Genomic DNA, 20,333 nt, shown 5'->3' with positions numbered 1-20,333 from the left:
CGGACGGGACGGGGTCAGCCCTGCGGGTCCGCGCCCTGGCCGGAACCTTCCTCCTGCTCCTTGGTCGTGGGCAGCTGGGAACCGTAGTCCACCGTCTGGTCGGGCGTGGGCGCGGTGAGATCGACCGGCTTGCCCCATTCCGCGAGGACCACCCGGCCGGCGCCGCCCGCGCGTTCCATGAGGAGCGGGTAGGGGGTGCCCTCCAGGGAGACCGAGAGTTTGCCGCCCCTGCCCTTGTCGGCCGAGACCTGGACGGCCCGGGTGGGACCGACCTTGGTGTAGTTCTCGCCCTTGGTGAGCTTCCCGTCGAGGCCGAGCAGCCCGTCGAGCATGACCTGCATGTCGGTGAACCCGCGGAACTGCTTGTAGGTGGGGTCGCCCTCGGGCACCTTGACGAACTTGTCACCGAGCTTGCCGGCCGCCTCGGACTCGCCCCAGAACGCGGTGCTCGCCTTGAGGTAGAGCTGCTCGCCGACCCGCAGCAGCTGGAAGGTGTTGTCGTCCTGGGACTTCACCTCGCCGGAGCCGCCGTCCGCCCCGAGCCGCATGTCCAGGGTGAAGGACTTGCCGCCGCTGACGAGCGTGCCGGACAGGTGGACCGACCGGGCCCCGGTGACGGCCGTCTTCGCCTTGTCCTCGATCTGGTCGGCGGACAGTTTGCCGACCCCGTTCGTACCCTCGTCGGGGTCCGCCCCGCACCCCGTTCCGACGACGGCCAGGCCCGCGCACAGGGCGCTGACGAAGGCGGCCCGGCGCAGCCGCGGGGCGGGGAAATAGGCGGTCACTGGCAGGTGCCCCTCTCGTTTCGTCGGCGGGCAGCTGGCAGCGTACCCGCCCGTACGCGGGCCTCTGCGCGGAGCCCGCGCGGAGGCCGCGCGGAGGCCGCGCGGAGGCCGTGGGGACGCGCGTGCGGAGGTCACGGGGGCGCCGCGGGTGCGGCCGGGCGGACGGGCCCACCAGGAGGTTGCGTGCGGCACGGGCTAACCTGAGGGACGGCAGTACCGGTGATCGACGGATGACGCAGCTCGTAGGAGGCGCTCGGATGGCGGCAGGCGCCCCACGGATCTTCGTCTCGCATCTGTCGGGTGTGCCCGTCTTCGACCCCAACGGCGACCAGGTGGGCCGGGTACGCGACCTCGTCGCGATGCTCCGCGTGGGCGGCCGGCCGCCCCGGCTGCTCGGCCTGGTGGTCGAGGTCGTCAGCCGGCGCCGGATCTTCCTGCCCATGACCCGGGTGACGGGCGTCGAGTCCGGCCAGGTCATCACCACCGGCGTGGTCAACATGCGCCGCTTCGAGCAGCGCCCCACCGAACGGCTGATCCTCGGCGAACTGCTGGACCGTCGGGTGCGCCTCGTCGCGGACGACGAGGAGGTCACCGTCGTGGACGTGGCCATCCAGCAGCTGCCGGCCCGCCGTGACTGGGAGATCGACCGGATCTTCGTACGGAAGGGCAAGTCGGGCGCGCTGCGCCGGCGCGGCGAGACCCTGACCGTGGGGTGGTCGGCGGTGACGGGGTTCTCGCTGGAGGAGCACGGGCAGGGCGCCGAGAGCCTGGTGGCCACCTTCGAGCAGATGCGCCCCGCCGACGTGGCGAACGTCCTGCACCACCTGACGCCGAAGCGGCGCGCCGAGGTGGCGAGCGCCCTCGACGACGACCGGCTCGCCGACGTCATGGAGGAGCTGCCCGAGGACGAGCAGGTGGAGATCCTCGGGAAGCTGAAGGAGGAGCGCGCGGCCGATGTCCTGGAGGCGATGGACCCGGACGACGCGGCCGACCTGCTCTCCGAGCTCCCGGAGGACGACATGGAACGGCTGCTGACGCTGATGCGGCCGGACGACGCCGCCGACGTGCGGCGGCTGCTGTCGTACGAGGAGAACACCGCGGGCGGTCTGATGACCACGGAGCCGATCGTGCTGCGGCCCGACGCGACGGTCGCGGACGCACTGGCCCGGGTGCGCCAGTCGGACCTGTCGCCGGCGCTGGCGGCGCAGGTGTACGTGTGCCGGCCGCCGGACGAGACGCCGACGGGCAAGTACCTGGGCACGGTGCACTTCCAGCGGCTGCTGCGCGATCCGCCGTTCACCCTGGTCAGCTCGATCGTGGACACCGGCCTCGCGCCGCTGCGGCCGGACGCCTCGCTGCCGGTGGTGACCAGCTACCTGGCCGCGTACAACATGGTCGCGGTCCCGGTCGTCGACGAGAGCGGCTCCCTGCTGGGCGCGGTCACGGTCGACGACGTACTGGACCACCTGCTCCCGGACGACTGGCGGGAGACGGACTTCCATTCCGAGGGTTCCGACAGTTCCGACAGTTCCGAGGATGCGGAAGGGGACGTACGTGGCCACTGAGCGGGGGCGCGGCGATCAGGGCGCGCGCGAGCGGCGGCGCGAACAGATCCGGGAGCGGCGCGAACAGGCGCGGCTGCAGGCGCGCGAGCACGGACTGACGGCGGAGTCGGCGGAACGTTCGACCGGGTCCAGCGCGCTGACGCGCTCGCGCACCCGGCTCGACCTGCCGCGCCCGGCCCGCCGGCGGCTGCTGCCCGAATACGACCCGGAGGCCTTCGGGCGGCTGTCGGAGCGGGTCGCGCGGTTCCTCGGCACGGGCCGGTTCATCGTCTGGATGACCGTCGTCATCATCATCTGGGTGCTGTGGAACATCTTCGCGCCCGGGCACCTGAAGTTCGACCAGTACCCCTTCATCTTCCTGACCCTGATGCTGTCGCTCCAGGCCTCCTACGCGGCCCCGCTGATCCTGCTGGCGCAGAACCGGCAGGACGACCGGGACCGGGTCAACCTGGAGCAGGACCGCAAGCAGAACGAGCGCTCGATGGCAGACACCGAGTACCTGACCCGGGAGATCGCGGCCTTGCGGATGGGTCTGGGGGAGGTCGCCACGCGCGACTGGATCCGGTCCGAGTTCCAGGATCTGATCAAGGAGATGGACGAGCGGCGGCTATTCCCCGCCGAGAGTGACGAAGGCGACCGTTAGCGGGCTTTCCTCAGGCCCGCCGCCGCGCCGTACCATCGGGGCATGGCTACCGACACAAGCTCCGCCTCCGCTGCTGCCGTGCCCGAGCAGGACGCGATCCTGGACGCGCTGGCGACGGTGAACGACCCCGAGATCCACCGGCCGATCACCGAGCTGGGCATGGTCAAATCGGTGGAGATCGGCGACGGCGGCGAGGTCGCCGTCACCGTGTACCTGACGGTGTCGGGCTGCCCCATGCGCGAGACCATCACCAACCTCGTCACCGAGGCCGTGCAGCAGGTCCCCGGCGTCACCTCGGTCGCCGTCACGCTGGACGTGATGAGCGACGAGCAGCGCAAGGACCTCGCGGCGACCCTGCGCGGCGGCACCGCCGAACGCGAGGTCCCCTTCGCCCAGCCCGGCTCACTGACCCGCGTCTACGCGGTCGCCTCCGGCAAGGGCGGCGTAGGCAAGTCCTCGGTCACCGTCAACCTGGCGGCGGCGATGGCGGCCGACGGCCTCAAGGTCGGTGTCGTCGACGCCGACATCTACGGCCACAGCGTGCCGCGCATGCTCGGCGTGGAGGGCCGCCCCACCCAGGTCGAGAACATGATCATGCCGCCGTCGGCGCACGGCGTGAAGGTCATTTCCATCGGCATGTTCACCCCCGGCAACGCGCCCGTGGTGTGGCGCGGCCCGATGCTGCACCGCGCCCTCCAGCAGTTCCTGGCCGACGTGTACTGGGGCGACCTGGACGTCCTGCTGCTCGACCTGCCGCCGGGCACGGGCGACATCGCGATCTCCGTGGCCCAGCTGGTGCCGAACGCCGAGATCCTCGTGGTGACCACCCCGCAGCAGGCGGCGGCCGAGGTCGCCGAGCGGGCCGGCTCGATCGCCGTGCAGACGCACCAGAAGATCGTCGGTGTCGTCGAGAACATGTCCGGGATGCCGTGCCCGCACTGCGACGAGATGGTCGACGTGTTCGGCTCGGGCGGTGGCCAGCGGGTCGCCGACGGACTGACCAAGACGATCGGCGCGGCGGTGCCGGTGCTGGGCTCGATCCCGATCGACGTACGGCTGCGCGAGGGCGGCGACGACGGCACGCCGGTCGTCCTGTCCGACCCCGACTCCCCCGCCGGCGCGGCCCTGCGCGCCATCGCGGGCAAGCTCGGCGGCCGCGCCCGCGGCCTGGCCGGGATGTCCCTGGGGATCACCCCGCGCAACAAGTTCTGACGCGCACGGGCTCCGCAGGGGTCCGGCAGAGGTTCGAGGGCACCGCCACCGGGCGGTGCCCTTCCTCGTACCCGCCCTGCGCCTACTCGTACGTTCCGAGGTCCGCGATCACCGAGAACCCGAGCCCGTAGGCGCTCATGCCCCGGCCGTACGCGCCCAGGTGCACACCGCTGCCGGTCGACCCGGCCAGCACCCACCCGAACTCCGACTCGCGGTAGTGGAACGGCGTCGGCTCCCCGTCCACGGGCAGCGACAGCGTCGACCAGTCCTCGCCGCCGAGGTCGTCGGCGAGCTCCCACGCGGCCTCGGTCTGCTGGTCGAGCCAGTCGTCGCGCAGGCTGTGGTCCATCTGCCCCGGCCAGCTGTAGGCCAGCAGCCCCGAACCCGCCAGCCAGGCGGCCGAGGAGACCGAAGTGGCCTCCAGTACACCGGTGCCGTCGCCGCTGCGGCGCAGCGGGTTGCTGGCCACGGTGACGACCACCGCGAAGCGCTCCTTCTCCCCGGTGGCGATCTCGCCGCGCGCGGAGGGCTCGTCCCCGTGGCCCGTCGAGCCGTGCTCCACACTGCCGTCGGCGCCGACGGCTACCTGCATCAGCCAGCGGGGGCCGGTGAACGCCCCGTCCAGCCCGTACCAGGGGAAGTCGGCCCGCAGGTACCCCTCGGCCGCCCGGCGGGCGGCAGGGACGGGCGGGGCGGCCGCGTCCGGGGGCTGTGGATGGTCCTGGGGCGCGGGCGTCTGTGCCTCGGCGGGCTGTGCGCCTACCCGGCTACTGCTCGTCGTCTCCATCTGAGCGGCCTCTCGTTCCGTGGGATCCGGAACGGCCCACCCCCCTCGGGCGTCCTGGGTCCGGACTCAAAGGAGGATAGCCACCCGACCGCGGTTCACCGCTCAGGCAGGCGCACGCGTGGTCTCGGGTGGCGTCAGGTCGCGTCGGCGTCGTACCGCGTGCGCTGCTCCTGCGCCGGGGCGACGGGCTTCTTGACCATGTCCGGTCCGGCGGCCGGGGCGGGCGCGGCGAGGGCGCCGCCGGGGGCCGCGGCCTCGTCGGACTCCTTGCCGTTGACCGCGTCGGTGACGTCGTTGAGTTCCTTGCGGAGATCGAAGCTGCTCCGGATCTCCTTGAGGTCCTCGTTCTCGGCCAGCTGCTTGCGGATGAAGTTCTTCGGGTTCAGGTCCTCGAACTCGAAGTCCTTGAACTCCGAGCCCAGCTCGGAGCGGATGTCCTGCTTCGCGCTGTCGGAGAACGCCCGGATCTTCCGGATGACGCCCGTGACGTCCTGGATGACCTTGGGCAGCTTGTCCGGGCCGAAGATGAGAATGGCGAGCACCACGATCGTGACCAGCTCGAGTGCGCCTATGTCGTTGAACACCTTGCCCCGCTCCTCGGCTCTCTCCACGTCAGGCCTGTCACACGGTACCCGGCCAGGTCCACAGGCCAATACACCAGGACCGGCTGATTACCGAACCGATTCGCCTTTCACCCTGCCGTCACGATCCGTTCGCCGATCCGAGGACCACCTCCAGCGTGCGCTCCCGGCCCCCGCGCAGCACGGTGAGCGTGAGCCGGTCGCCCGGCCGGTGGGCCCGGATCTTGATCACGAGTTCGTCGCCGCCGTGCACGCGCACCCCGTCGACCTTGGTGATCACGTCGCCCGGCTCGATCCCGGCGCGGGCTCCCGGCCCGCCGGCGGTGACGGCCGGCTTCCCGCCCTCGCCCTTCTCCCCCACGCGGGCCCCGTCGCCGGAGTAGTCCATGTCGAGGGTGACCCCGATGACGGGGTGCGTGGCGCGGCCGGTGCGCATCAGTTCCTCGGCGACGCGCTTGCCCTGGTTGACCGGGATGGCGAAGCCGAGGCCGATGCTGCCGCGCTGCTGTGCGGAGCTGTCCCCGCCGTCGCCTCCGCGGATGGCGCTGTTGATGCCGATGACCTGGGCCTTGGCGTCGAGTAGCGGTCCGCCGGAGTTGCCGGGGTTGATGGGGGCGTCGGTCTGGAGGGCGTCGACGTAGCTGACGTCGCTGCCGTCTCCCTTGTCCCCGCCGGCGGTGATGGGGCGGCCGGTGGCGCTGATGATCCCGGCGGTGACGGTGTTGGAGAGGTCGAAGGGGGCCCCGATGGCCACGACCGGGTCGCCGACTTCGACGTTGTCGGAGTTGCCGAGCGCGAGGGGCCGCAGGCCGCGTACCCCGTCGACCTTGACGACGGCCAGGTCGTATCCGGTGTCGCCGCCGACCAGTTCGGCGGCGACGCTCTCTCCGGTGCTGAAGGTGACCGTTATGGCCCGGGCCCCGACGACCACGTGGTGGTTGGTGAGGATGTGTCCCTGCCCGTCGAGGACGAAGCCGGTACCGGTGGAACTGCCCTCCGCGCTGTCGACGTGCAGGGTGACCACGCCGGGCAGGGCGGTGGCGGCGATCCCCGCGACGCTGTCGGGAGCGCGGCCGCGGTCGGCGGCGGGGGCCGTCTGCGGGAGTTCGAGGCGGGTACCGGCCCGCCGCTCGGCGAGGACGCCCGCGTAGCCGCCGATACCGCCGGCCAGGACGGCGGTCCCGATGGCGAGGGCGACGCCCTGGCGCAGCCGGGCGCGGCGGGTCCCCGCCCTGCCGTGGTCCACCGCCTGCAGGGGCACCGCACCCCACGGGTCGTACCGCGGCTCCGCCTCCGCCTCTGCCTCCGGCAGGTTCCGCTCGGGCGGTACGGGCTCCTCGCGCGCGGCGACCGGTTCCGCGGGACGGCTCCACCACAGGGGCACGGGGGCGGGGGACTGCGCGGCCACCGGATCCCGGTCCGCCTCCGTCTGAGCCTGCCGCGCGGTCCGCGGGGGCGGTACGGATGCTCCGCGCGCGCCGACGGGCTCCGCGGGCCGGCTCCACCACAGGGGCAGGAGGGCGGGGACCGGATCCGCCGCCGGATCGGTCTGCTGACTGTCGGACATGGGAGCTCCCCGCCTGGCTGTCTGTCTCCGCCGGCCGCCCGGGGGCGGCGCGTCTGGCGGAGATTCAACCAGGTTGCCCGTGCTGCCCGCCCCGGCGGGCCGAAAGTACGGGCGCCGGGGGCGGGCTCGGGGCTCCTACCGGTACAGGGAGACCGGGCGCGCCGAGGAGGAGGCGGTGTTGGGGGACGGCGACGGGGAGGCCGCGAGGGGGGTGACGGAGCGGAGCGTCGGGACGGTGCCCGGCTTCGGCATCCGGTTCTCCCGGACCACCGCGTCGACCACCGGCACCACGGGTCCCGTTCGCGCGGCCGGGGCCTCGCCCCGGGCATTGGGCTCGATCGCTTCCATCGGCAGCGTGCCGCCCAGCGCGATCGCGGCGAGCGACACCGCTCCGGCGGCGACGAAGGCGAAGCGGCGCCGCTGCCGGCCCACCTCGTGTATCCGAAAACCCTGCTGCTGCGGCGCGGCGGCGGCCGCGGGCGGCGCGTAGGCGAAGGTCGGGAAGGGCTCGGCGCCCGGCGGCGGGCCGAAGCGGCCGGAAGGACCTGAGGGGCCGTCGGAGCCGCCTCCCGGCAGTCCTTGCAACCGCGCCAGGAGCCCGGCCGACAGCGGAGGCGGTGCGCTCTCCACGAACATGGTCTTCAGGCGCCGCTGCGCATCGGCCTCGGCCTTGCATCTCGCACACGTCGCCAGGTGCGCCAGCACCCGTTCGCGGGCATCGTGGCTCAACTCCCCGTCCACGAGGGCGGCGAGCCGGTCGCCCAGGTGATGTTCGGCAGGCGACGGGGACGGACTGGTCCCGCTCACTCGGCTCCGCCCTCTCCCCCGGTGCCGGGCGCTCCCACCGCCACGCCGGCCAGCGCACGCTGCTCCGCACGGGCCTCGGGCGACCGGTGCTTGAGCGCCTTGCGCAGGTGGGAGCGGCCCCGGTGGATACGGCTGCGCACGGTGCCGAGCTTCACGCCCAGCGTGGCGGCGATCTCCTCGTACGACAGGCCCTCGATGTCACACAGCACCACGGCCGCGCGGAACTCGGGCGCGAGCGTGTCCAGCGCCTGCTGCACGTCCGCGTCGAAGTGGGTGTCGTGCAGCACCTGCTGCGGGGACGGCTCACGGCTCGGCAGCCGCTCGGCGGCGTCGTCGGCGAGGGCGTCGAAACGGATCCGCTGCTTGCGGCGGACCATGTCCAGGAACAGGTTCGTGGTGATCCTGTGCAGCCAGCCCTCGAACGTGCCGGGCGTGTAGGTGGACAGCGAGCGGAAGACGCGGACGAACACTTCCTGCGTCAGGTCCTCGGCGTCGTGCTGGTTGCCCGTCAGCCTGTAGGCGAGACGGTAGACCCGCGCACTGTGCGTGCTGACGATCTCCTCCCACGAGGGAGGGGTCCACGCCTGGGAGCCCGCATCGGCGGCGAAGGTCGCGGTTGTTGCGGTGTCTGCGGTGCGGAAGCGGTCAGCAATGTTGGTCACGGATTTCGGCTCACCGGCCGACCAGAAGAGGCGTCGGAGGACACCCCCACGATCCACAGGCGCAGCCGCACCTCCCCTGTCGGCTCTGGTGGTGTCCAGCGGAATCCCTACCATAGCCACCCTTCCCGTCAGCTCTGGATAAGCTTTTTTGCAGTAACTTTGCATCGGTCCCGGGCCCCGGCCCGTCCTTGCGTCTCTACTGCTCACAACGCCCGGTCCCATCTGCGGGTTCCCGACTCCAGCGGATACAGTCACCGTTGCGCCAACTATGGGGACAGGAGAGGGTCATAACCGGCAACCGGCAGACGAGCTGGGCGTTCGCCGACGCGTTTGTCGCCGAAGACGACGCTCTGCGATGGGCCCGCGACCGGTCCAGGGAAGCGGGACTTCGCTCCGTCTCCCCCGGCACCGGGGCCGCGCTGCGCCTGCTCGCCGCCACCGCGGACGCGAAAGCGGTCGCCGAAATCGGCACCGGAACCGGCGTGTCCGGCATCCACCTCCTGCACGGAATGCGCGCCGACGGGGTCCTGACAACGGTCGATCCCGAACCGGACCGGCAGGCCTTCGCCCGCCAGGCGTTCCGCGCCGCCGGCTTCGCGGGCAACCGCGCCCGCTTCATCCCGGGCCGCGCCCTGGACGTACTGCCCCGGCTGGCGGACGGCGGCTACGACCTCGTCTTCTGCGACGGGGACCCCTCCGAGTCCCTCGACTACCTCGCTGAATCGTTGCGCCTACTGCGCCCCGGCGGCCTCGTCTGCTTCGAGGGAGTCTTCTCCGACGGCCGTACGGTCGACTCCGCGGCCCAGCCGGTGGAGGTGCTCCGCGTCCGCGAGCTACTGCGCAGCGTCCGCGAGAGTCCGGCCCTGGAGGCCGCCCTGCTCCCGGTGGGCGACGGCCTGCTGTGCGCGGTCCGGCGCTAGGAAGGCTCCGTCCGGCGCCGAAGAGGCGCCGATCGAGCGCGGCCTCGCGCGAGGCCGCCCGGCAGGCCGGCGGCGTCGCGGGGCCAATAAAAAAAACAACACCGCCCCGGGCGCGGTGAGCGACCGGGGCGGTGCAGAGATTTCAGTTGGCGCCAGTACCCTCGACGGGTTAGCCGACAACCTTCTTCAGGGCGTCACCCAGGGCGTCCGCTTCGTCGGGAGTCAGCTCGACGACGAGCCGACCGCCGCCCTCGAGCGGTACGCGCATGACGATGCCCCGCCCCTCCTTGGTGACCTCGAGCGGGCCGTCGCCCGTCCGCGGCTTCATGGCCGCCATGCTCGTTCCCCTTCCTGAAACCAGTTCATCGTCAGCCGACGGCTCCATTCAGGCGCCTAGTACCCGGCATCGAACACATTGCTTCCAGGCCATTATCCCGCATGTCAGGACCCGATGACCAACATCGGCTGGGAACGCTTGTGCAACGCGCTTGACCAAAACCACTCATTTCGGGGAGCCGCCTGCGATACTTCGCCGCCGCACCTCACCTTCACCCTCCTGTTTATTTGACGCACATCACATGTGCGACCGCGGCCCGGTCCGCCATGCTGGCCCTTGCACCGGCCGATACCGGTCGGTAGCCACCCGCGACGAAGGGGGACCCCCGCCATGGCCGACAGCGTGCTCTACGAAGTGACCGACGGACTCGCGACCATCACGATCAACCGCCCCGAGGCCATGAACGCCATGAACACCGAGGCCAAGGTCGCCCTGCGCGACGCGGCCCGGGCGGCGGCCGCCGATCCGGCGGTACGGGCGGTCCTGCTCACCGCGGCCGGCAACCGGGCGTTCTGCGTGGGCCAGGACCTCAAGGAGCACGTCGGGTTCCTGGCGGCCGACCGCGAGCACGGCTCCTCACTGACCATGAACACCGTCGCGGAGCACTACAACCCGATCGTCCGGGCGCTGACGGAGATGGCGAAGCCGGTGGTCGCTGGCGTGAACGGGGTCGCGGCCGGCGCGGGCTTCGGTTTCGCCCTGGCGGCGGACTTCCGGGTGGTCGCGGACACCGCGTCCTTCAACACCTCGTTCGCGGGGGTCGCCCTGACCGCCGACTCGGGCGTCTCCTGGACGCTGCCCCGCCTGATCGGCGGCTCGCGCGCCTCCGACCTGCTGCTCTTCCCCCGGTCCGTGAAGGCCCAGGAGGCCCTGGAACTCGGCATCGCGAACCGCGTCGTCCCCTCCGAGCAGCTCGCGGCAGAGGCGCTGGCCGTGGCCCGGCGGCTGGCCGAGGGCCCGACCGTCGCCTACGCGGCCCTGAAGGAATCCCTGGCGTACGGGGCCTCACGGTCGCTCGACGACGCGCTGGACCACGAGGACGTGCTCCAGGCCCGTGCGGGCGGCTCCGCGGACCACGGGATCGCCGTCGAAGCCTTCCTCGCGAAGGAGGCTCCCCGCTACCTGGGCCGCTGACCGGGTCCCCTCCGGGGCGGCCGGCTCCGCCCGGACCCCTGGGGCTCCGCCCCGGCCGACGGCGCCGCGGCTGCCTGCGGGCTCAGGGGGACGGGGTACGGGCCACGCAGTGGGCCAGGTGGTCGTTCACCAGGCCGCAGGCCTGCATCAGGGCGTAGGCCGTCGTGGGGCCCACGAAGCGGATGCCCGCCTTCTTCAGGGCCTTGGCCAGGGCCGTGGATTCCGGGGTCACCGCCGGGATCTCGGTGGTGCTCCTCGGGACCGGCCCCGGGGCCGGGGCGTGGGACCAGATCAGAGCGTCGAGTTCGCCCTCGCCCCACCCGGCCAGGGTCTTCGCGTTGGCGAGGGTCGCCTCGATCTTCGCGCGGTTGCGGATGATCCCCTCGTCGCCGAGGAGCCGTTCCACGTCCTGCTCACCGAACCGCGCGACCCGGTCGATCTCGAAGCCCTCGAACGCCGCCCGGAACCCCTCGCGCCGGCGCAAGATCGTCAGCCAGGACAGCCCCGACTGGAACGCCTCCAGACACAGCCGCTCGTACAGCGCGTCGTCCCCGTGGACCGGCCGCCCCCACTCCGTGTCGTGGTAGGCGATGTAGTCCTCGGTGGACAGGCCCCAGGGGCAGCGCAGGCCCCCGTCGGGGCCGGCGACCACTCCACTCACTGCTCGGCGCCCTTGGTCAGGTCCACGGAGGCGTCGGCGGGCGCGGCGGCCGCGGTGAGCTCGGCGATCCGTGCGTCACGCTCGGCCAGCTCCGCCGCGAGCCGCTCCAGTACGTCGTCCACGTCGGCCATCCGGTAGCCGCGCGGGGCCACGGGCAGACGGAGCTCGTCGATGTCCGCCCGCACGACGGGGCGGTTCTCCGGCAGGGCGTCCGAGAGCCGGTCGGGCTCGGCCTCCGGCAGCACGGCCTCGGATCCCCCGCCGGCCACCCCGAGGGTGACTCCGGCGACGACCACGACCAGCGCGATGAGCAAGAACGCGAACACGATCAACTCCCCTGAGAGACTCCGGCCACCAGGTTAAGGTCGCAGGCGAGGCGCAAGGGCCGCCGAAGGAGGAAAGAGCAGGATGCTGCGACTGGGCAGGCGCGAGTTCGACACCCACGAGCCGGTGATCATGGCCATCGTGAACCGGACTCCTGACTCCTTCTACGACCAGGGAGCGACCTTCCGCGACGAGCCGGCCCTGGACAGGGTCGAGCAGGCGGTGGCCGAGGGCGCCGCGATCATCGACATCGGCGGGGTCAAGGCCGGTCCCGGCGAACACGTGGACGCGGCGGAGGAGGCCCGGCGCACGGTGGGCTTCGTCGCCGAGGTGCGCCGCCGCCACCCCGACGTGGTGATCAGCGTCGACACCTGGCGGCACGAGGTCGGCGAGGCGGTCTGCGAGGCGGGGGCCGATCTGCTGAACGACGCGTGGGGCGGGGTCGACCCGAAGCTGGCGGAGGTGGCCGCGCGCTACGGCGCCGGCATCGTCTGCACCCACGCGGGCGGGGTCGAGCCGCGGACCCGGCCGCACCGGACCCAGTACGAGGACGTGATGGCCGACATCCTGCGCGTCACGGTCGGGCTGGCCGAACGCGCGGCGGCCCTGGGCGTCCCCCGCGAGTCGATCATGATCGACCCGGGCCACGACTTCGGGAAGAACACCCGGCACTCCCTGGAGGCCACCCGGCGCCTCCCGGAGATGACGCGGACGGGCTGGCCGGTGCTGGTCTCCCTGTCGAACAAGGACTTCGTCGGGGAGACGCTCGACATGCCGGTCAAGGAACGGCTCCTGGGCACCCTGGCCACGACGGCCGTCTCGGCCTGGCTGGGCGCCCAGGTCTACCGCGTCCACGAGGTGGCGGAGACCAAGCAGATCCTCGACATGGTCCGCTCGATCCAGGGCCACCGGCCCCCGGCCGTCGCCCGCCGGGGCCTCGCCTGAACCGACGGCCCGCAGACCGGACGGCCGGCGGCCCGGCGACCGGACGGCCCGATGGCCGGAGGCCTGCGCGGCCTCCGGCGGGGCCTCCTACCTGGCGACTTCCTTCGTCACCAGCGCGATCGCCTCGTCGACGTCGTCGGTGACGTGGAAGAGGTAGAGGTCCTTCTCCGAGGCCTTGCCCTGGGCGATGACCGTGTTCTTCAGCCAGTCGATGAGCCCGCTCCAGTAGGCCGTGCCGAACAGCACGATCGGGAAGCGGGTGATCTTCTGCGTCTGGACCAGGGTCAGGGCCTCGAACAGCTCGTCGAGCGTGCCGAGTCCGCCCGGCAGCACGACGAAGCCCTGGCTGTACTTCACGAACATCGTCTTGCGGACGAAGAAGTAGCGGAAGTTCAGCCCGAGGTCCACGTGCTGGTTGAGCCCCTGTTCGAAGGGGAGCTCGATGCCCAGGCCCACCGAGATGCCGTTGGCCTCCCGGGCGCCCTTGTTGGCCGCCTCCATCGCGCCCGGGCCGCCGCCCGTGATCACCGCGAACCCGGCCTCGACGAGCGCGCCGCCGATCCGCACGCCCGCCTCGTACTCCGGCGAACCCGCCGGCGTCCGGGCCGAGCCGAACACGCTGATCGCCGGCGGCAGCTCCGCCAGGGTGCCGAAGCCCTCGATGAACTCCGACTGGATGCGCAGGACCCGCCACGGATCGGTGTGCACCCACTCGGAGGGCCCGGCCGAATCCAGCAGCCGCTGGTCCGTCGTACTGCCGGCCTGCACCTGGCCCCGCCTCCTCAGCACCGGCCCGAGCTGCTGCTCCTCGGGCCGACGACGAGCGGTCCCTTCAGGGTTGCCCATGATGTGCTCCCTCCTGCTGATCGTTGGATCAGGTTAGGCGCACAAAGGTGACGAGAAGGGGAATTCAGGAGGTCAGCCAGGCGCGGAGTCGTTCCTCGCAGTGGAGGATCGCCTTCGTCTCCACCCGCTCGTCGACCTTGTGCGCCAACAGGGCATCTCCCGGGCCGTAGTTGACCGCCGGGACGCCCAGTGCGCTGAAGCGCGAGACGTCCGTCCAGCCGAACTTCGGCATGGCGTGTCCCCCGACGGCCTCCATGAAGGCCGCGGCGGCCGGGTGGGAGAGGCCGGGGAGGGCGCCGGGAGAGAGGTCGTCGACCACGAACTCGTCGATGTCGCAGTCCGCGAACACCTCCCGGACGTGCTCGATCGCCTCTTCCGTGGTCCGGTCGGGGGCGAAGCGGAAGTTGACCGTCACGGTGCACGCGTCGGGGATGACGTTGTTGGCGACGCCGCCGTCGATGCGGACCGCGTTGAGGCCCTCGTGGTACTCCAGACCGTCGATCACGGGCCTGCGGGGCTCGTACGCCGCCAGCTTGGCCAGGATCGGGCTCACCGCGTGGATGGCGTTGGAGCCCATCCAGCTGCGCGCGGAGTGGGCGCGCTCGCCGGCCGTGCGGAGCAGGACGCGCAAGGTGCCCTGGCAGCCGCCCTCGACCTCGGCGTTGGAGGGCTCCAGGAGTACGGCGAAATCACCGGTCAGCCAGTCGGGGTGGGCCTCGGAGACCTTGCCGAGGCCGTTGAGGTCGGAGGCGACCTCTTCCTGGTCGTAGAAGACGAAGGTGAGGTCGCGGTTGGGCTCCGGGACGGTCGCCGCGATGCGCAGCTGTACGGCGACGCCCGACTTCATGTCGGTGGTGCCGCATCCCCACAGGACGTCGTTCTCGTCGAGGCGGGAGGGCACGTTGCCGGCGATCGGCACGGTGTCGAGGTGTCCGGCGAGTACGACGCGTTCGGCGCGGCCCAGGTGGGTGCGCGCGACCACGTTGTTGCCGAAGCGGTCCACGGTGAGGTGCGGCAGCGCGCGCAAGGCGTGTTCCACGAGGTCGGCGAGTACCTTCTCGTCGCCGCTCACGGAGGGGATGTCGACGAGCCGGGCGGTCAGCTCGGCAGCGTCCTGGGTGAGGTCCAGCTCGGATTCGGGCATGGGGCTGACCCTAACGCCCCGGGCTGCGGCAGAGCCTGGTCCGTCCGGCCGATGGACGCGTCGAACGGCTCAAGTACGGTGGGCGGCGTGCCGGAGACCGATCGCAGCCGCCCCCGACGCCGCCGCCCGTTCCGCTGGGCCGCCGGCTTCCTGGTGCTGATGGCGGTCGCCGGCTACTTCGTCGTGCAGCGCGCGTCGAACGGCGGTGGCGGCGTCCCGTACTGCACGGCCTCGGCCGGCGCGAAGAGCGGCGCCGAGGGCGGCTCCGGCGACTACGACGAGCTGTCCCCGGACCAGGCGGCGAACGCGGCGACGATAGCCGCCGTGGGCGTCTCCAAGGGGCTGCCCGACCGGGCGGTGACGATCGCGCTGGCGACCGCCATGCAGGAGTCGGCCCTGCGCAATCTCGACCACGGCGACCGCGATTCGCTCGGCCTGTTCCAGCAGCGGCCCTCACAGGGCTGGGGCACGCCGGCCCAGATCATGGACCCCGTGTACTCGGCCGGGATCTTCTACGACCGGCTGGCCGAGATCAAGGGGTATTCGCGGCTCCCGCTGACGGTGGCGGCGCAGAAGGTGCAGCTGAGCGCCTTCCCGCAGGCCTACGCGAAGCACGAGCCGGACGCCGCCGTGCTGACCACGGCCTTCACCGGCGACGGCCACCTGACCTGCACCGGGCCCGTGCCCGCCGGGCCCGGCGATCCGGCGAAGGTCCGGGCGGAGCTGACCCGGCTGCTCGGCAAGAACCCCCCGTACACGCTGTCCGCGGATCCGGGTGGCCGGGCCGCGGAGGGCGATGGGGCGGCCACCGAGTCCGAGGTGACCCTGGTGGCGAAGCCCGGCGGCGGGGCCGCGGCGGCCCGCGCCGGCCAGGTGCTCGCGCAGTGGGCGGTGGCCGGCTCCCGCGAGCTGGGGATCACGCGGGTCTCGTACACCGCCGGGTCCTGGGTCGCGGACAAGGACGGCGACCGGTGGCGGGAACGCGGCGCCGCGGCGGCCGAGAAGGGCGCGGGGGATCCCGGCGCCGCGGGTCCGGGCCAGGTACGGATCTTCGTGCGCGGCTGAATTCCCGATGGACGGGTGTGCGATCCGTCCCCCGTGAGGGGGCGGCCCGTACGGCGGACACAGGCGCCCTCGGGGGCATACAAGCGCAGGTCGGCGCGTGTTCCGCGCGGTCGGTCCGGAAGCCGATTAAACGATGCTTTGCGGATCCTTTACCGACCGGCTCCGCAACTCGAGCCCCCCTCCGAGCGGTTGTCACGACGTACTCAGCCGCTACCGCTTAGGAGCAACATGTCCCTCCCCCTGACCCGTCGGATCGCCCGTGCCGCGCTGCTCCTCGCAGCCGGGGCAGCGCCCGTGGTCGGTGCGGCCGGCGCAGCCAGCGCCGCGGGCCTGGAGTCCGTACCGCAGCTGGGCGCGCTCACCGCGCCGGACGCCACGGTCGCCGCCGCGGGCGACACCGCCACCGGCGCCGTGCCCACCGCGTCCACCCTTCCGGCCGACGCGCCCACCGACGAGGTCACCGGCGCGGCGGGCAGCCTGCTGGCAGGGCTGCCGCTCGCCGGTGGCGGCCTGCCGGGCGGACTCCCCGGCGGCCTGCCGGGCGGACTCCCCGGCGGACTCCCCGGCGGCCTGCCGGGCGGACTCCCCGGCGGCCTGCCGGGCGGCCTGCCGGGCGGCCTGCCCGGCCTCGGCTAGCAGCCGGCGCCGCAAGAACGCCGAGGGGCCCGGGAGCACGAACTCCCGGGCCCTTCGGGCTGTCACGGCGCCGGAGCGCCGGCTGCTGGAGACGGCTTAGAGCGCCAGCCGCTTGGCCGCCGCCGCGACGCGCTCGTCGGTGGCCGTGAAGGCGACACGGACGAAGTTCGCGCCCGCCTCGCCGTAGAAGTCGCCCGGAGCGACGAGGACGCCCAGCTCGGCCAGGTGGGCGACCGTGTCCCAGCAGGGCTCGTCCCGGGTCACCCACAGGTACAGGCTGGCCTCGCTGTGCTCGACGCGGAAGCCGTGTGCCTCCAGGGCCGTGCGCAGCGTGTCGCGACGGGCCGCGTAGCGCAGCCGCTGCTCCTCGACGTGTACGTCGTCGCCCAGGGCCGCCACCGTGGCCGCCTGGACGGGCGCGGGGGTCATCATGCCGCCGTGCTTGCGGATCTGGAGCAGTTCGCCCAGGACTTCGGCGTCACCGGCGATGAAGGCCGCCCGGTAGCCGGCCAGGTTGGACCGCTTGGAGAGCGAGTGGACGGCGACGATGCCCTCGTACGAGCCCCCGCAGACCTCGTCGTGCAGGACGGAGACGGCCTCGGCCTCCCAGCACAGTTCCAGGTAGCACTCGTCGCTGAAGATCAGGATCCCGTGCTCGCGCGCCCAGGCCACGATCCCTGCGAGCTCCGCCTTGAGGAGGACCGCGCCGGTGGGGTTGGACGGGGAGTTGAGCCACAGCAGCTTCACACGGGCCGGGTCGAGGTCCGTGGTGGGGTCGTCGTAGACCACGGGCTCGGCGCCGCACAGCCGCGCGCCGACCTCGTACGTCGGGTAGGCGAGTCGCGGGTAGGCGACCTGGTCGCCGGCGCCGAGGCCCAGCTGGGTCGGCAGCCAGGCCACCAGTTCCTTGGATCCGACGACCGGAAGGACGTTGCGGTGTCCGGCGGCGCCCGCTCCGAGGCGGCCGCGCACCCAGCCGGTGATCGCGTCGCGCAGGGCGGTGGTGCCCCACACCGTGGGGTAGCCCGGGGAGTCCGCGGCCTCGATCAGGGCGCGCTGGATCAGTTCCGGGACCGGGTCGACGGGGGTGCCGACGGAGAGGTCGACGATGCCGTCCGCGTGGGCCGCCGCCGTCGCCTTGTACGGCTCCAGCTTGTCCCAGGGGAAGACGGGGAGACGGGCTGAGACTGCGGCCACGTTGCGCGCTCGCTTTCCGGGTGTCCGTGCTTGTGCTGCTTTGGTGCTTCCGTGCTCTTCCAGAGCATCTTCGTACCGGTGAACCGTGCCGGCCGAAAACACCTCGGTCCCGTGCGGCTGCGAGCCGTACGGGACCGAGGGACGCGCGTGGGGCGGTACCCGACCGTCAGTGGCTCGGGTTGATGTCCGCCGGGAGGGCTGCGACGAAGGGGTGGTCGCGCTCGATCAGGCCGAGCTTGGAAGCACCACCGGGCGAGCCGAGCTCGTCGAAGAACTCGACGTTCGCCTTGTAGTAGTCCTTCCACTCTTCCGGAGTGTCGTCCTCGTAGAAGATGGCCTCGACCGGGCAGACCGGCTCACACGCACCACAGTCGACGCACTCGTCCGGGTGGATGTACAAGGACCGCTGGCCCTCGTAGATGCAGTCGACGGGGCACTCTTCGATGCATGCCTTGTCCTTGACGTCGACACAAGGCTCCGCGATGACGTAGGTCACGCTCTCGTTCCTCCTCGGTAGGGCTTTCCAATTCGCGCGGGAGCGCGGCGTCGTCGATGCCCACCTCTAGTATCTCCGTTCCCGGGCACGATCCGAACAGGAGGGGCGGACAGAGCTGTGGAAATCACTGCCGGTGGACGGCTGGAGATCCGGATCACACCCGCTGACGTGGGTAAACGAGTCTCTGTGCGACGGGTGGAGCGCGGCTCGACCGACGCCCCCCGGTTCACGGACACCGTAGGGGTTCTCACATCCTGGAACGCGGGTGTGGTGACGATCACACGGAAGACCGGCGAGTCCGTCCGAATCGCGGAATCCTTGCTGGTCGCGGGCAAGGTCGTGCCCGCCGCGCCGGCCCGGCGGAAGGGGCCCGCGGCCTCCTTCGAGGAGGTCGCGCGGGCCTGTGCGCGGGCCTGGGTACCGCTGGAGAGCGAGCCGCTGGGCGAGTGGACGCTGCGCGCGGCCGGTGGATTCACCCGCCGGGCCAACTCCGTCCTGCCGTTCGGCGATCCCGGGACGACGCTGGACGATGCACTCGCGCGGGTGACCTCCTGGTATGCGCGAAGGGGCCTTCCGGCCTACGTCCAGGCCGCCACGGGGGCCGCGGGCACGCAGGAGCTGCTGTGCGCGGAGCTGGAGGCCCGGGGCTGGGTCCGCGAGGTGTCGGCGCAGGTCCGGGTCGGCGGGCTGGCGGCGGTCGGGGACCTGGCGGTGGAGGAGTCCGTGGTCTCGGGCGTACGTCTGACCCGGGCCCCGGACGAGGAGTGGCTCGCCCGCTACGGGCGGGTGGAGGACCCCGAGCTCGCGCGCCGGGTGCTGACGGCGGGGCCCTCGGTGTGGTTCGCGACGGTACCCGGCCGGGCGATCGGGCGGCTCGTGGTGGACGGCCGGTGGGCCGGTTTCGCGGCCGTCGAGGTCGACCCGGAACACCGGCGGCGGGGTCTGGCCTCGGCCGTGATGGCGGCGCTGGCGCGGCGCGCGCTGGAGGAGGGCGCCTCGGCGGCCTGGCTCCAGGTGGAGAGCGACAACACGGGGGCGCGGGCGCTGTACGAGGGGATGGGCTTCGGGACCCATCACTCCTACCACCACTACCGCCGGACGGCGGCGTGACCTCGCCCTGGCGGGAGCGGTTCGCCGAGGAGGCGCGGGCGGAGCGGCCCGACCTGGCCACGCTGTGCCTGCTGCTGGCCGCGGAGGGGGACCCGGAGCTCGACGAGCGGGCCATGGACTGGGCGCAGATCGAGCTGGACCGGCTGGCGGGGATGCTGCCGTACGGGCTGCGGGGTGCTCGCGCGTGGGCTTCGGCGGTGAGCGAGCTGCTGGGCGGCCGGCTGGGTTTCCACGGCACTCCGGGCGACTACGACCGGCTCTCGTCCTCGCTGCTGCACGAGGTGCTGCGGCGGCGGCGCGGGCTGCCCATCCTGCTGTCCGTGGTCTGGCTGGAGGTGGCCCGGCGGGCCGGGGCCCCGGTGTACGGGCTGGCCCTGCCGGGTCACTTCGTGGTGGGCTTCGGGGATCCGGAGGAGGGTGTGGTCGTCGACCCCTTCGCGGGGGGCGCCTCGCTGGGCGCGGGCCCGGCGGAGCTGGCGGCCGGGCCGCGGACCGCGGCGCGCACGCTGGACATCGTCCTGCGGATCCTGAACAACATCCGGGCGTGGGCCTCGGCGCGGCCGGAGCACTCGGGGGTGGCGCTGTGGGCGCTGGACCTGGCGCTACTGCTGCCCTCTCATCCCGCGGCACTGCGCTACGAGCGCGCGAAGCTGCTGGTGGAGCGGGGGCAGTTCGTGGCGGGGGCGGCGGAAATGGAGTCCTACGCGCTGGTCGTGGACGTGATCGATCCGCCGTCGGCCGACCGCATCCGCGCGGAGGCGACGGCGGCGCGGGCCCGGCTCAACTAGTGCTGTGACCGGAATGGTTCACCGTGTCGCGGCGCCCGGCACGGCACTTCGCGGCCACAGCACTAGACCGTCGAGCGGGGGTCGGGGATCGGGGCCGGGCCCGGCCGGGGAGCGGCCTTGA

Annotated in this window: 23 protein-coding genes; 10 read left to right on the top strand and 13 right to left on the bottom strand. The window is 72.4% G+C overall.

Annotated elements, in window-relative coordinates; genetic code table 11:
* Positions 1-14: 14 nt before the first annotated feature.
* On the bottom strand, positions 15-785 hold the full coding sequence (locus tag OTB20_RS16540) for a hypothetical protein (RefSeq protein WP_267818267.1): 771 nt from the start codon (positions 783-785) through the stop codon (positions 15-17).
* A 257-nt stretch (positions 786-1,042) separates the two neighbouring features.
* Between OTB20_RS16540 and OTB20_RS16535 the strand changes: the two genes are divergently transcribed.
* The 3 genes from OTB20_RS16535 to OTB20_RS16525 all read left to right on the top strand — a co-directional run bounded on the left by OTB20_RS16535 (position 1,043) and on the right by OTB20_RS16525 (position 4,205).
* Positions 1,043-2,350, top strand: coding sequence for a magnesium transporter MgtE N-terminal domain-containing protein (locus OTB20_RS16535; RefSeq protein WP_267818265.1), 1,308 nt, complete (start codon positions 1,043-1,045; stop codon positions 2,348-2,350).
* A gap of 94 nt (positions 2,351-2,444) precedes the next feature.
* Complete coding sequence (locus tag OTB20_RS16530; protein ID WP_267818407.1) at positions 2,445-2,993, top strand: DUF1003 domain-containing protein; 549 nt, start codon at positions 2,445-2,447, stop codon at positions 2,991-2,993.
* Positions 2,994-3,089: 96 nt separating this feature from the next.
* Positions 3,090-4,205 (top strand): Mrp/NBP35 family ATP-binding protein, encoded by a 1,116-nt coding sequence (locus OTB20_RS16525; RefSeq protein ID WP_267818405.1) that lies wholly within the window; start codon positions 3,090-3,092, stop codon positions 4,203-4,205.
* An 82-nt stretch (positions 4,206-4,287) separates the two neighbouring features.
* Here OTB20_RS16525 and OTB20_RS16520 read toward each other — a convergent pair whose 3' ends face one another.
* The 5 genes from OTB20_RS16520 to sigE form a co-directional block, all read right to left on the bottom strand.
* Positions 4,288-4,992, bottom strand: coding sequence for a hypothetical protein (locus OTB20_RS16520; RefSeq protein WP_267818263.1), 705 nt, complete (start codon positions 4,990-4,992; stop codon positions 4,288-4,290).
* 134 nt (positions 4,993-5,126) lie between these two features.
* Positions 5,127-5,576 (bottom strand): sec-independent translocase, encoded by a 450-nt coding sequence (locus OTB20_RS16515; protein WP_267757482.1) that lies wholly within the window; start codon positions 5,574-5,576, stop codon positions 5,127-5,129.
* Positions 5,577-5,694: 118 nt separating this feature from the next.
* Positions 5,695-7,140, bottom strand: a complete 1,446-nt coding sequence (locus OTB20_RS16510; protein WP_324290381.1) for a trypsin-like peptidase domain-containing protein — start codon at positions 7,138-7,140, stop codon at positions 5,695-5,697.
* Positions 7,141-7,275: 135 nt separating this feature from the next.
* Entirely contained in the window at positions 7,276-7,947 is a 672-nt protein-coding gene (locus tag OTB20_RS16505; protein ID WP_324290380.1) for an anti-sigma factor family protein, read from the bottom strand.
* Complete coding sequence (sigE, locus tag OTB20_RS16500; protein WP_267818262.1) at positions 7,944-8,723, bottom strand: RNA polymerase sigma factor SigE; 780 nt, start codon at positions 8,721-8,723, stop codon at positions 7,944-7,946. The genes OTB20_RS16505 and sigE overlap by 4 nt, the downstream gene beginning before the upstream one ends.
* 143 nt (positions 8,724-8,866) lie before the next feature.
* Here sigE and OTB20_RS16495 point away from each other — a divergent pair, with 143 nt between their 5' ends.
* Positions 8,867-9,529 (top strand): O-methyltransferase, encoded by a 663-nt coding sequence (locus tag OTB20_RS16495; RefSeq protein WP_267757465.1) that lies wholly within the window; start codon positions 8,867-8,869, stop codon positions 9,527-9,529.
* A 169-nt stretch (positions 9,530-9,698) separates the two neighbouring features.
* Here OTB20_RS16495 and OTB20_RS16490 read toward each other — a convergent pair whose 3' ends face one another.
* On the bottom strand, positions 9,699-9,866 hold the full coding sequence (locus OTB20_RS16490) for a DUF3117 domain-containing protein (RefSeq protein ID WP_003966491.1): 168 nt from the start codon (positions 9,864-9,866) through the stop codon (positions 9,699-9,701).
* A 330-nt stretch (positions 9,867-10,196) separates the two neighbouring features.
* On the opposite strand from OTB20_RS16490, the gene OTB20_RS16485 reads away from it, so the two are divergent.
* Complete coding sequence (locus OTB20_RS16485) at positions 10,197-11,000, top strand: enoyl-CoA hydratase/isomerase family protein (protein ID WP_267818260.1); 804 nt, start codon at positions 10,197-10,199, stop codon at positions 10,998-11,000.
* Positions 11,001-11,082: 82 nt separating this feature from the next.
* On the opposite strand, the gene OTB20_RS16480 is transcribed toward OTB20_RS16485, so the two are convergent.
* Both OTB20_RS16480 and OTB20_RS16475 read right to left on the bottom strand, forming a co-directional pair.
* The gene (locus OTB20_RS16480) at positions 11,083-11,661 is read right to left on the bottom strand and encodes a DNA-3-methyladenine glycosylase I (RefSeq protein ID WP_324290379.1); all 579 of its coding nucleotides are present in this window, start codon (positions 11,659-11,661) and stop codon (positions 11,083-11,085) included.
* On the bottom strand, positions 11,658-11,993 hold the full coding sequence (locus tag OTB20_RS16475) for a DivIVA domain-containing protein (protein ID WP_267818258.1): 336 nt from the start codon (positions 11,991-11,993) through the stop codon (positions 11,658-11,660). Before OTB20_RS16475 ends, OTB20_RS16480 begins: the two co-directional genes overlap by 4 nt.
* A gap of 76 nt (positions 11,994-12,069) precedes the next feature.
* On the opposite strand from OTB20_RS16475, the gene folP reads away from it, so the two are divergent.
* Complete coding sequence (folP, locus tag OTB20_RS16470; RefSeq protein ID WP_267818256.1) at positions 12,070-12,930, top strand: dihydropteroate synthase; 861 nt, start codon at positions 12,070-12,072, stop codon at positions 12,928-12,930.
* Between the two features lie 87 nt (positions 12,931-13,017).
* Here the strand turns inward: folP and OTB20_RS16465 are convergent, their stop codons facing one another.
* Both OTB20_RS16465 and dapE read right to left on the bottom strand, forming a co-directional pair.
* Positions 13,018-13,776, bottom strand: a complete 759-nt coding sequence (locus OTB20_RS16465; RefSeq protein WP_267757460.1) for a TIGR00730 family Rossman fold protein — start codon at positions 13,774-13,776, stop codon at positions 13,018-13,020.
* 64 nt (positions 13,777-13,840) lie between these two features.
* Positions 13,841-14,920 (bottom strand): succinyl-diaminopimelate desuccinylase, encoded by a 1,080-nt coding sequence (gene dapE, locus OTB20_RS16460; RefSeq protein WP_267818254.1) that lies wholly within the window; start codon positions 14,918-14,920, stop codon positions 13,841-13,843.
* An 87-nt stretch (positions 14,921-15,007) separates the two neighbouring features.
* On the opposite strand from dapE, the gene OTB20_RS16455 reads away from it, so the two are divergent.
* The gene (locus OTB20_RS16455; protein WP_267818252.1) at positions 15,008-15,985 is read left to right on the top strand and encodes a hypothetical protein; all 978 of its coding nucleotides are present in this window, start codon (positions 15,008-15,010) and stop codon (positions 15,983-15,985) included.
* A 228-nt stretch (positions 15,986-16,213) separates the two neighbouring features.
* Positions 16,214-16,621, top strand: coding sequence for an ATP-binding protein (locus tag OTB20_RS16450; protein WP_267818250.1), 408 nt, complete (start codon positions 16,214-16,216; stop codon positions 16,619-16,621).
* 96 nt (positions 16,622-16,717) lie between these two features.
* Here OTB20_RS16450 and dapC read toward each other — a convergent pair whose 3' ends face one another.
* Both dapC and fdxA read right to left on the bottom strand, forming a co-directional pair.
* Positions 16,718-17,818, bottom strand: coding sequence for a succinyldiaminopimelate transaminase (dapC, locus tag OTB20_RS16445; protein ID WP_267818248.1), 1,101 nt, complete (start codon positions 17,816-17,818; stop codon positions 16,718-16,720).
* Between the two features lie 166 nt (positions 17,819-17,984).
* Complete coding sequence (gene fdxA / locus OTB20_RS16440) at positions 17,985-18,314, bottom strand: ferredoxin (RefSeq protein WP_048475372.1); 330 nt, start codon at positions 18,312-18,314, stop codon at positions 17,985-17,987.
* Between the two features lie 117 nt (positions 18,315-18,431).
* Here fdxA and OTB20_RS16435 point away from each other — a divergent pair, with 117 nt between their 5' ends.
* Positions 18,432-19,424, top strand: a complete 993-nt coding sequence (locus OTB20_RS16435; protein WP_267818246.1) for a GNAT family N-acetyltransferase — start codon at positions 18,432-18,434, stop codon at positions 19,422-19,424.
* Positions 19,421-20,212 (top strand): transglutaminase-like domain-containing protein, encoded by a 792-nt coding sequence (locus tag OTB20_RS16430; protein WP_267818245.1) that lies wholly within the window; start codon positions 19,421-19,423, stop codon positions 20,210-20,212. Before OTB20_RS16435 ends, OTB20_RS16430 begins: the two co-directional genes overlap by 4 nt.
* Positions 20,213-20,333: the final 121 nt, after the last annotated feature.

It is taken from the genome of Streptomyces sp. H27-H1, from assembly GCF_026627445.1.
In the GTDB taxonomy this organism is placed as follows: Bacteria; Actinomycetota; Actinomycetes; order Streptomycetales; family Streptomycetaceae; genus Streptomyces.
This window is presented reverse-complemented; position numbering and strand designations above follow the sequence as displayed.

Coding starts and splice junctions, on each gene's coding strand:
- OTB20_RS16535 (WP_267818265.1), top strand. CDS start 1,043: ATGGCGGCAGGCGCCCCACGGATCTTCGTCTCGCATCTGTCGGGTGTG.
- OTB20_RS16520 (WP_267818263.1), bottom strand. CDS start 4,992: ATGGAGACGACGAGCAGTAGCCGGGTAGGCGCACAGCCCGCCGAGGCA.
- OTB20_RS16510 (WP_324290381.1), bottom strand. CDS start 7,140: ATGTCCGACAGTCAGCAGACCGATCCGGCGGCGGATCCGGTCCCCGCC.
- sigE (WP_267818262.1), bottom strand. CDS start 8,723: ATGGTAGGGATTCCGCTGGACACCACCAGAGCCGACAGGGGAGGTGCG.
- OTB20_RS16490 (WP_003966491.1), bottom strand. CDS start 9,866: ATGGCGGCCATGAAGCCGCGGACGGGCGACGGCCCGCTCGAGGTCACC.
- OTB20_RS16485 (WP_267818260.1), top strand. CDS start 10,197: ATGGCCGACAGCGTGCTCTACGAAGTGACCGACGGACTCGCGACCATC.
- folP (WP_267818256.1), top strand. CDS start 12,070: ATGCTGCGACTGGGCAGGCGCGAGTTCGACACCCACGAGCCGGTGATC.
- OTB20_RS16465 (WP_267757460.1), bottom strand. CDS start 13,776: ATGGGCAACCCTGAAGGGACCGCTCGTCGTCGGCCCGAGGAGCAGCAG.
- dapE (WP_267818254.1), bottom strand. CDS start 14,920: ATGCCCGAATCCGAGCTGGACCTCACCCAGGACGCTGCCGAGCTGACC.
- OTB20_RS16450 (WP_267818250.1), top strand. CDS start 16,214: ATGTCCCTCCCCCTGACCCGTCGGATCGCCCGTGCCGCGCTGCTCCTC.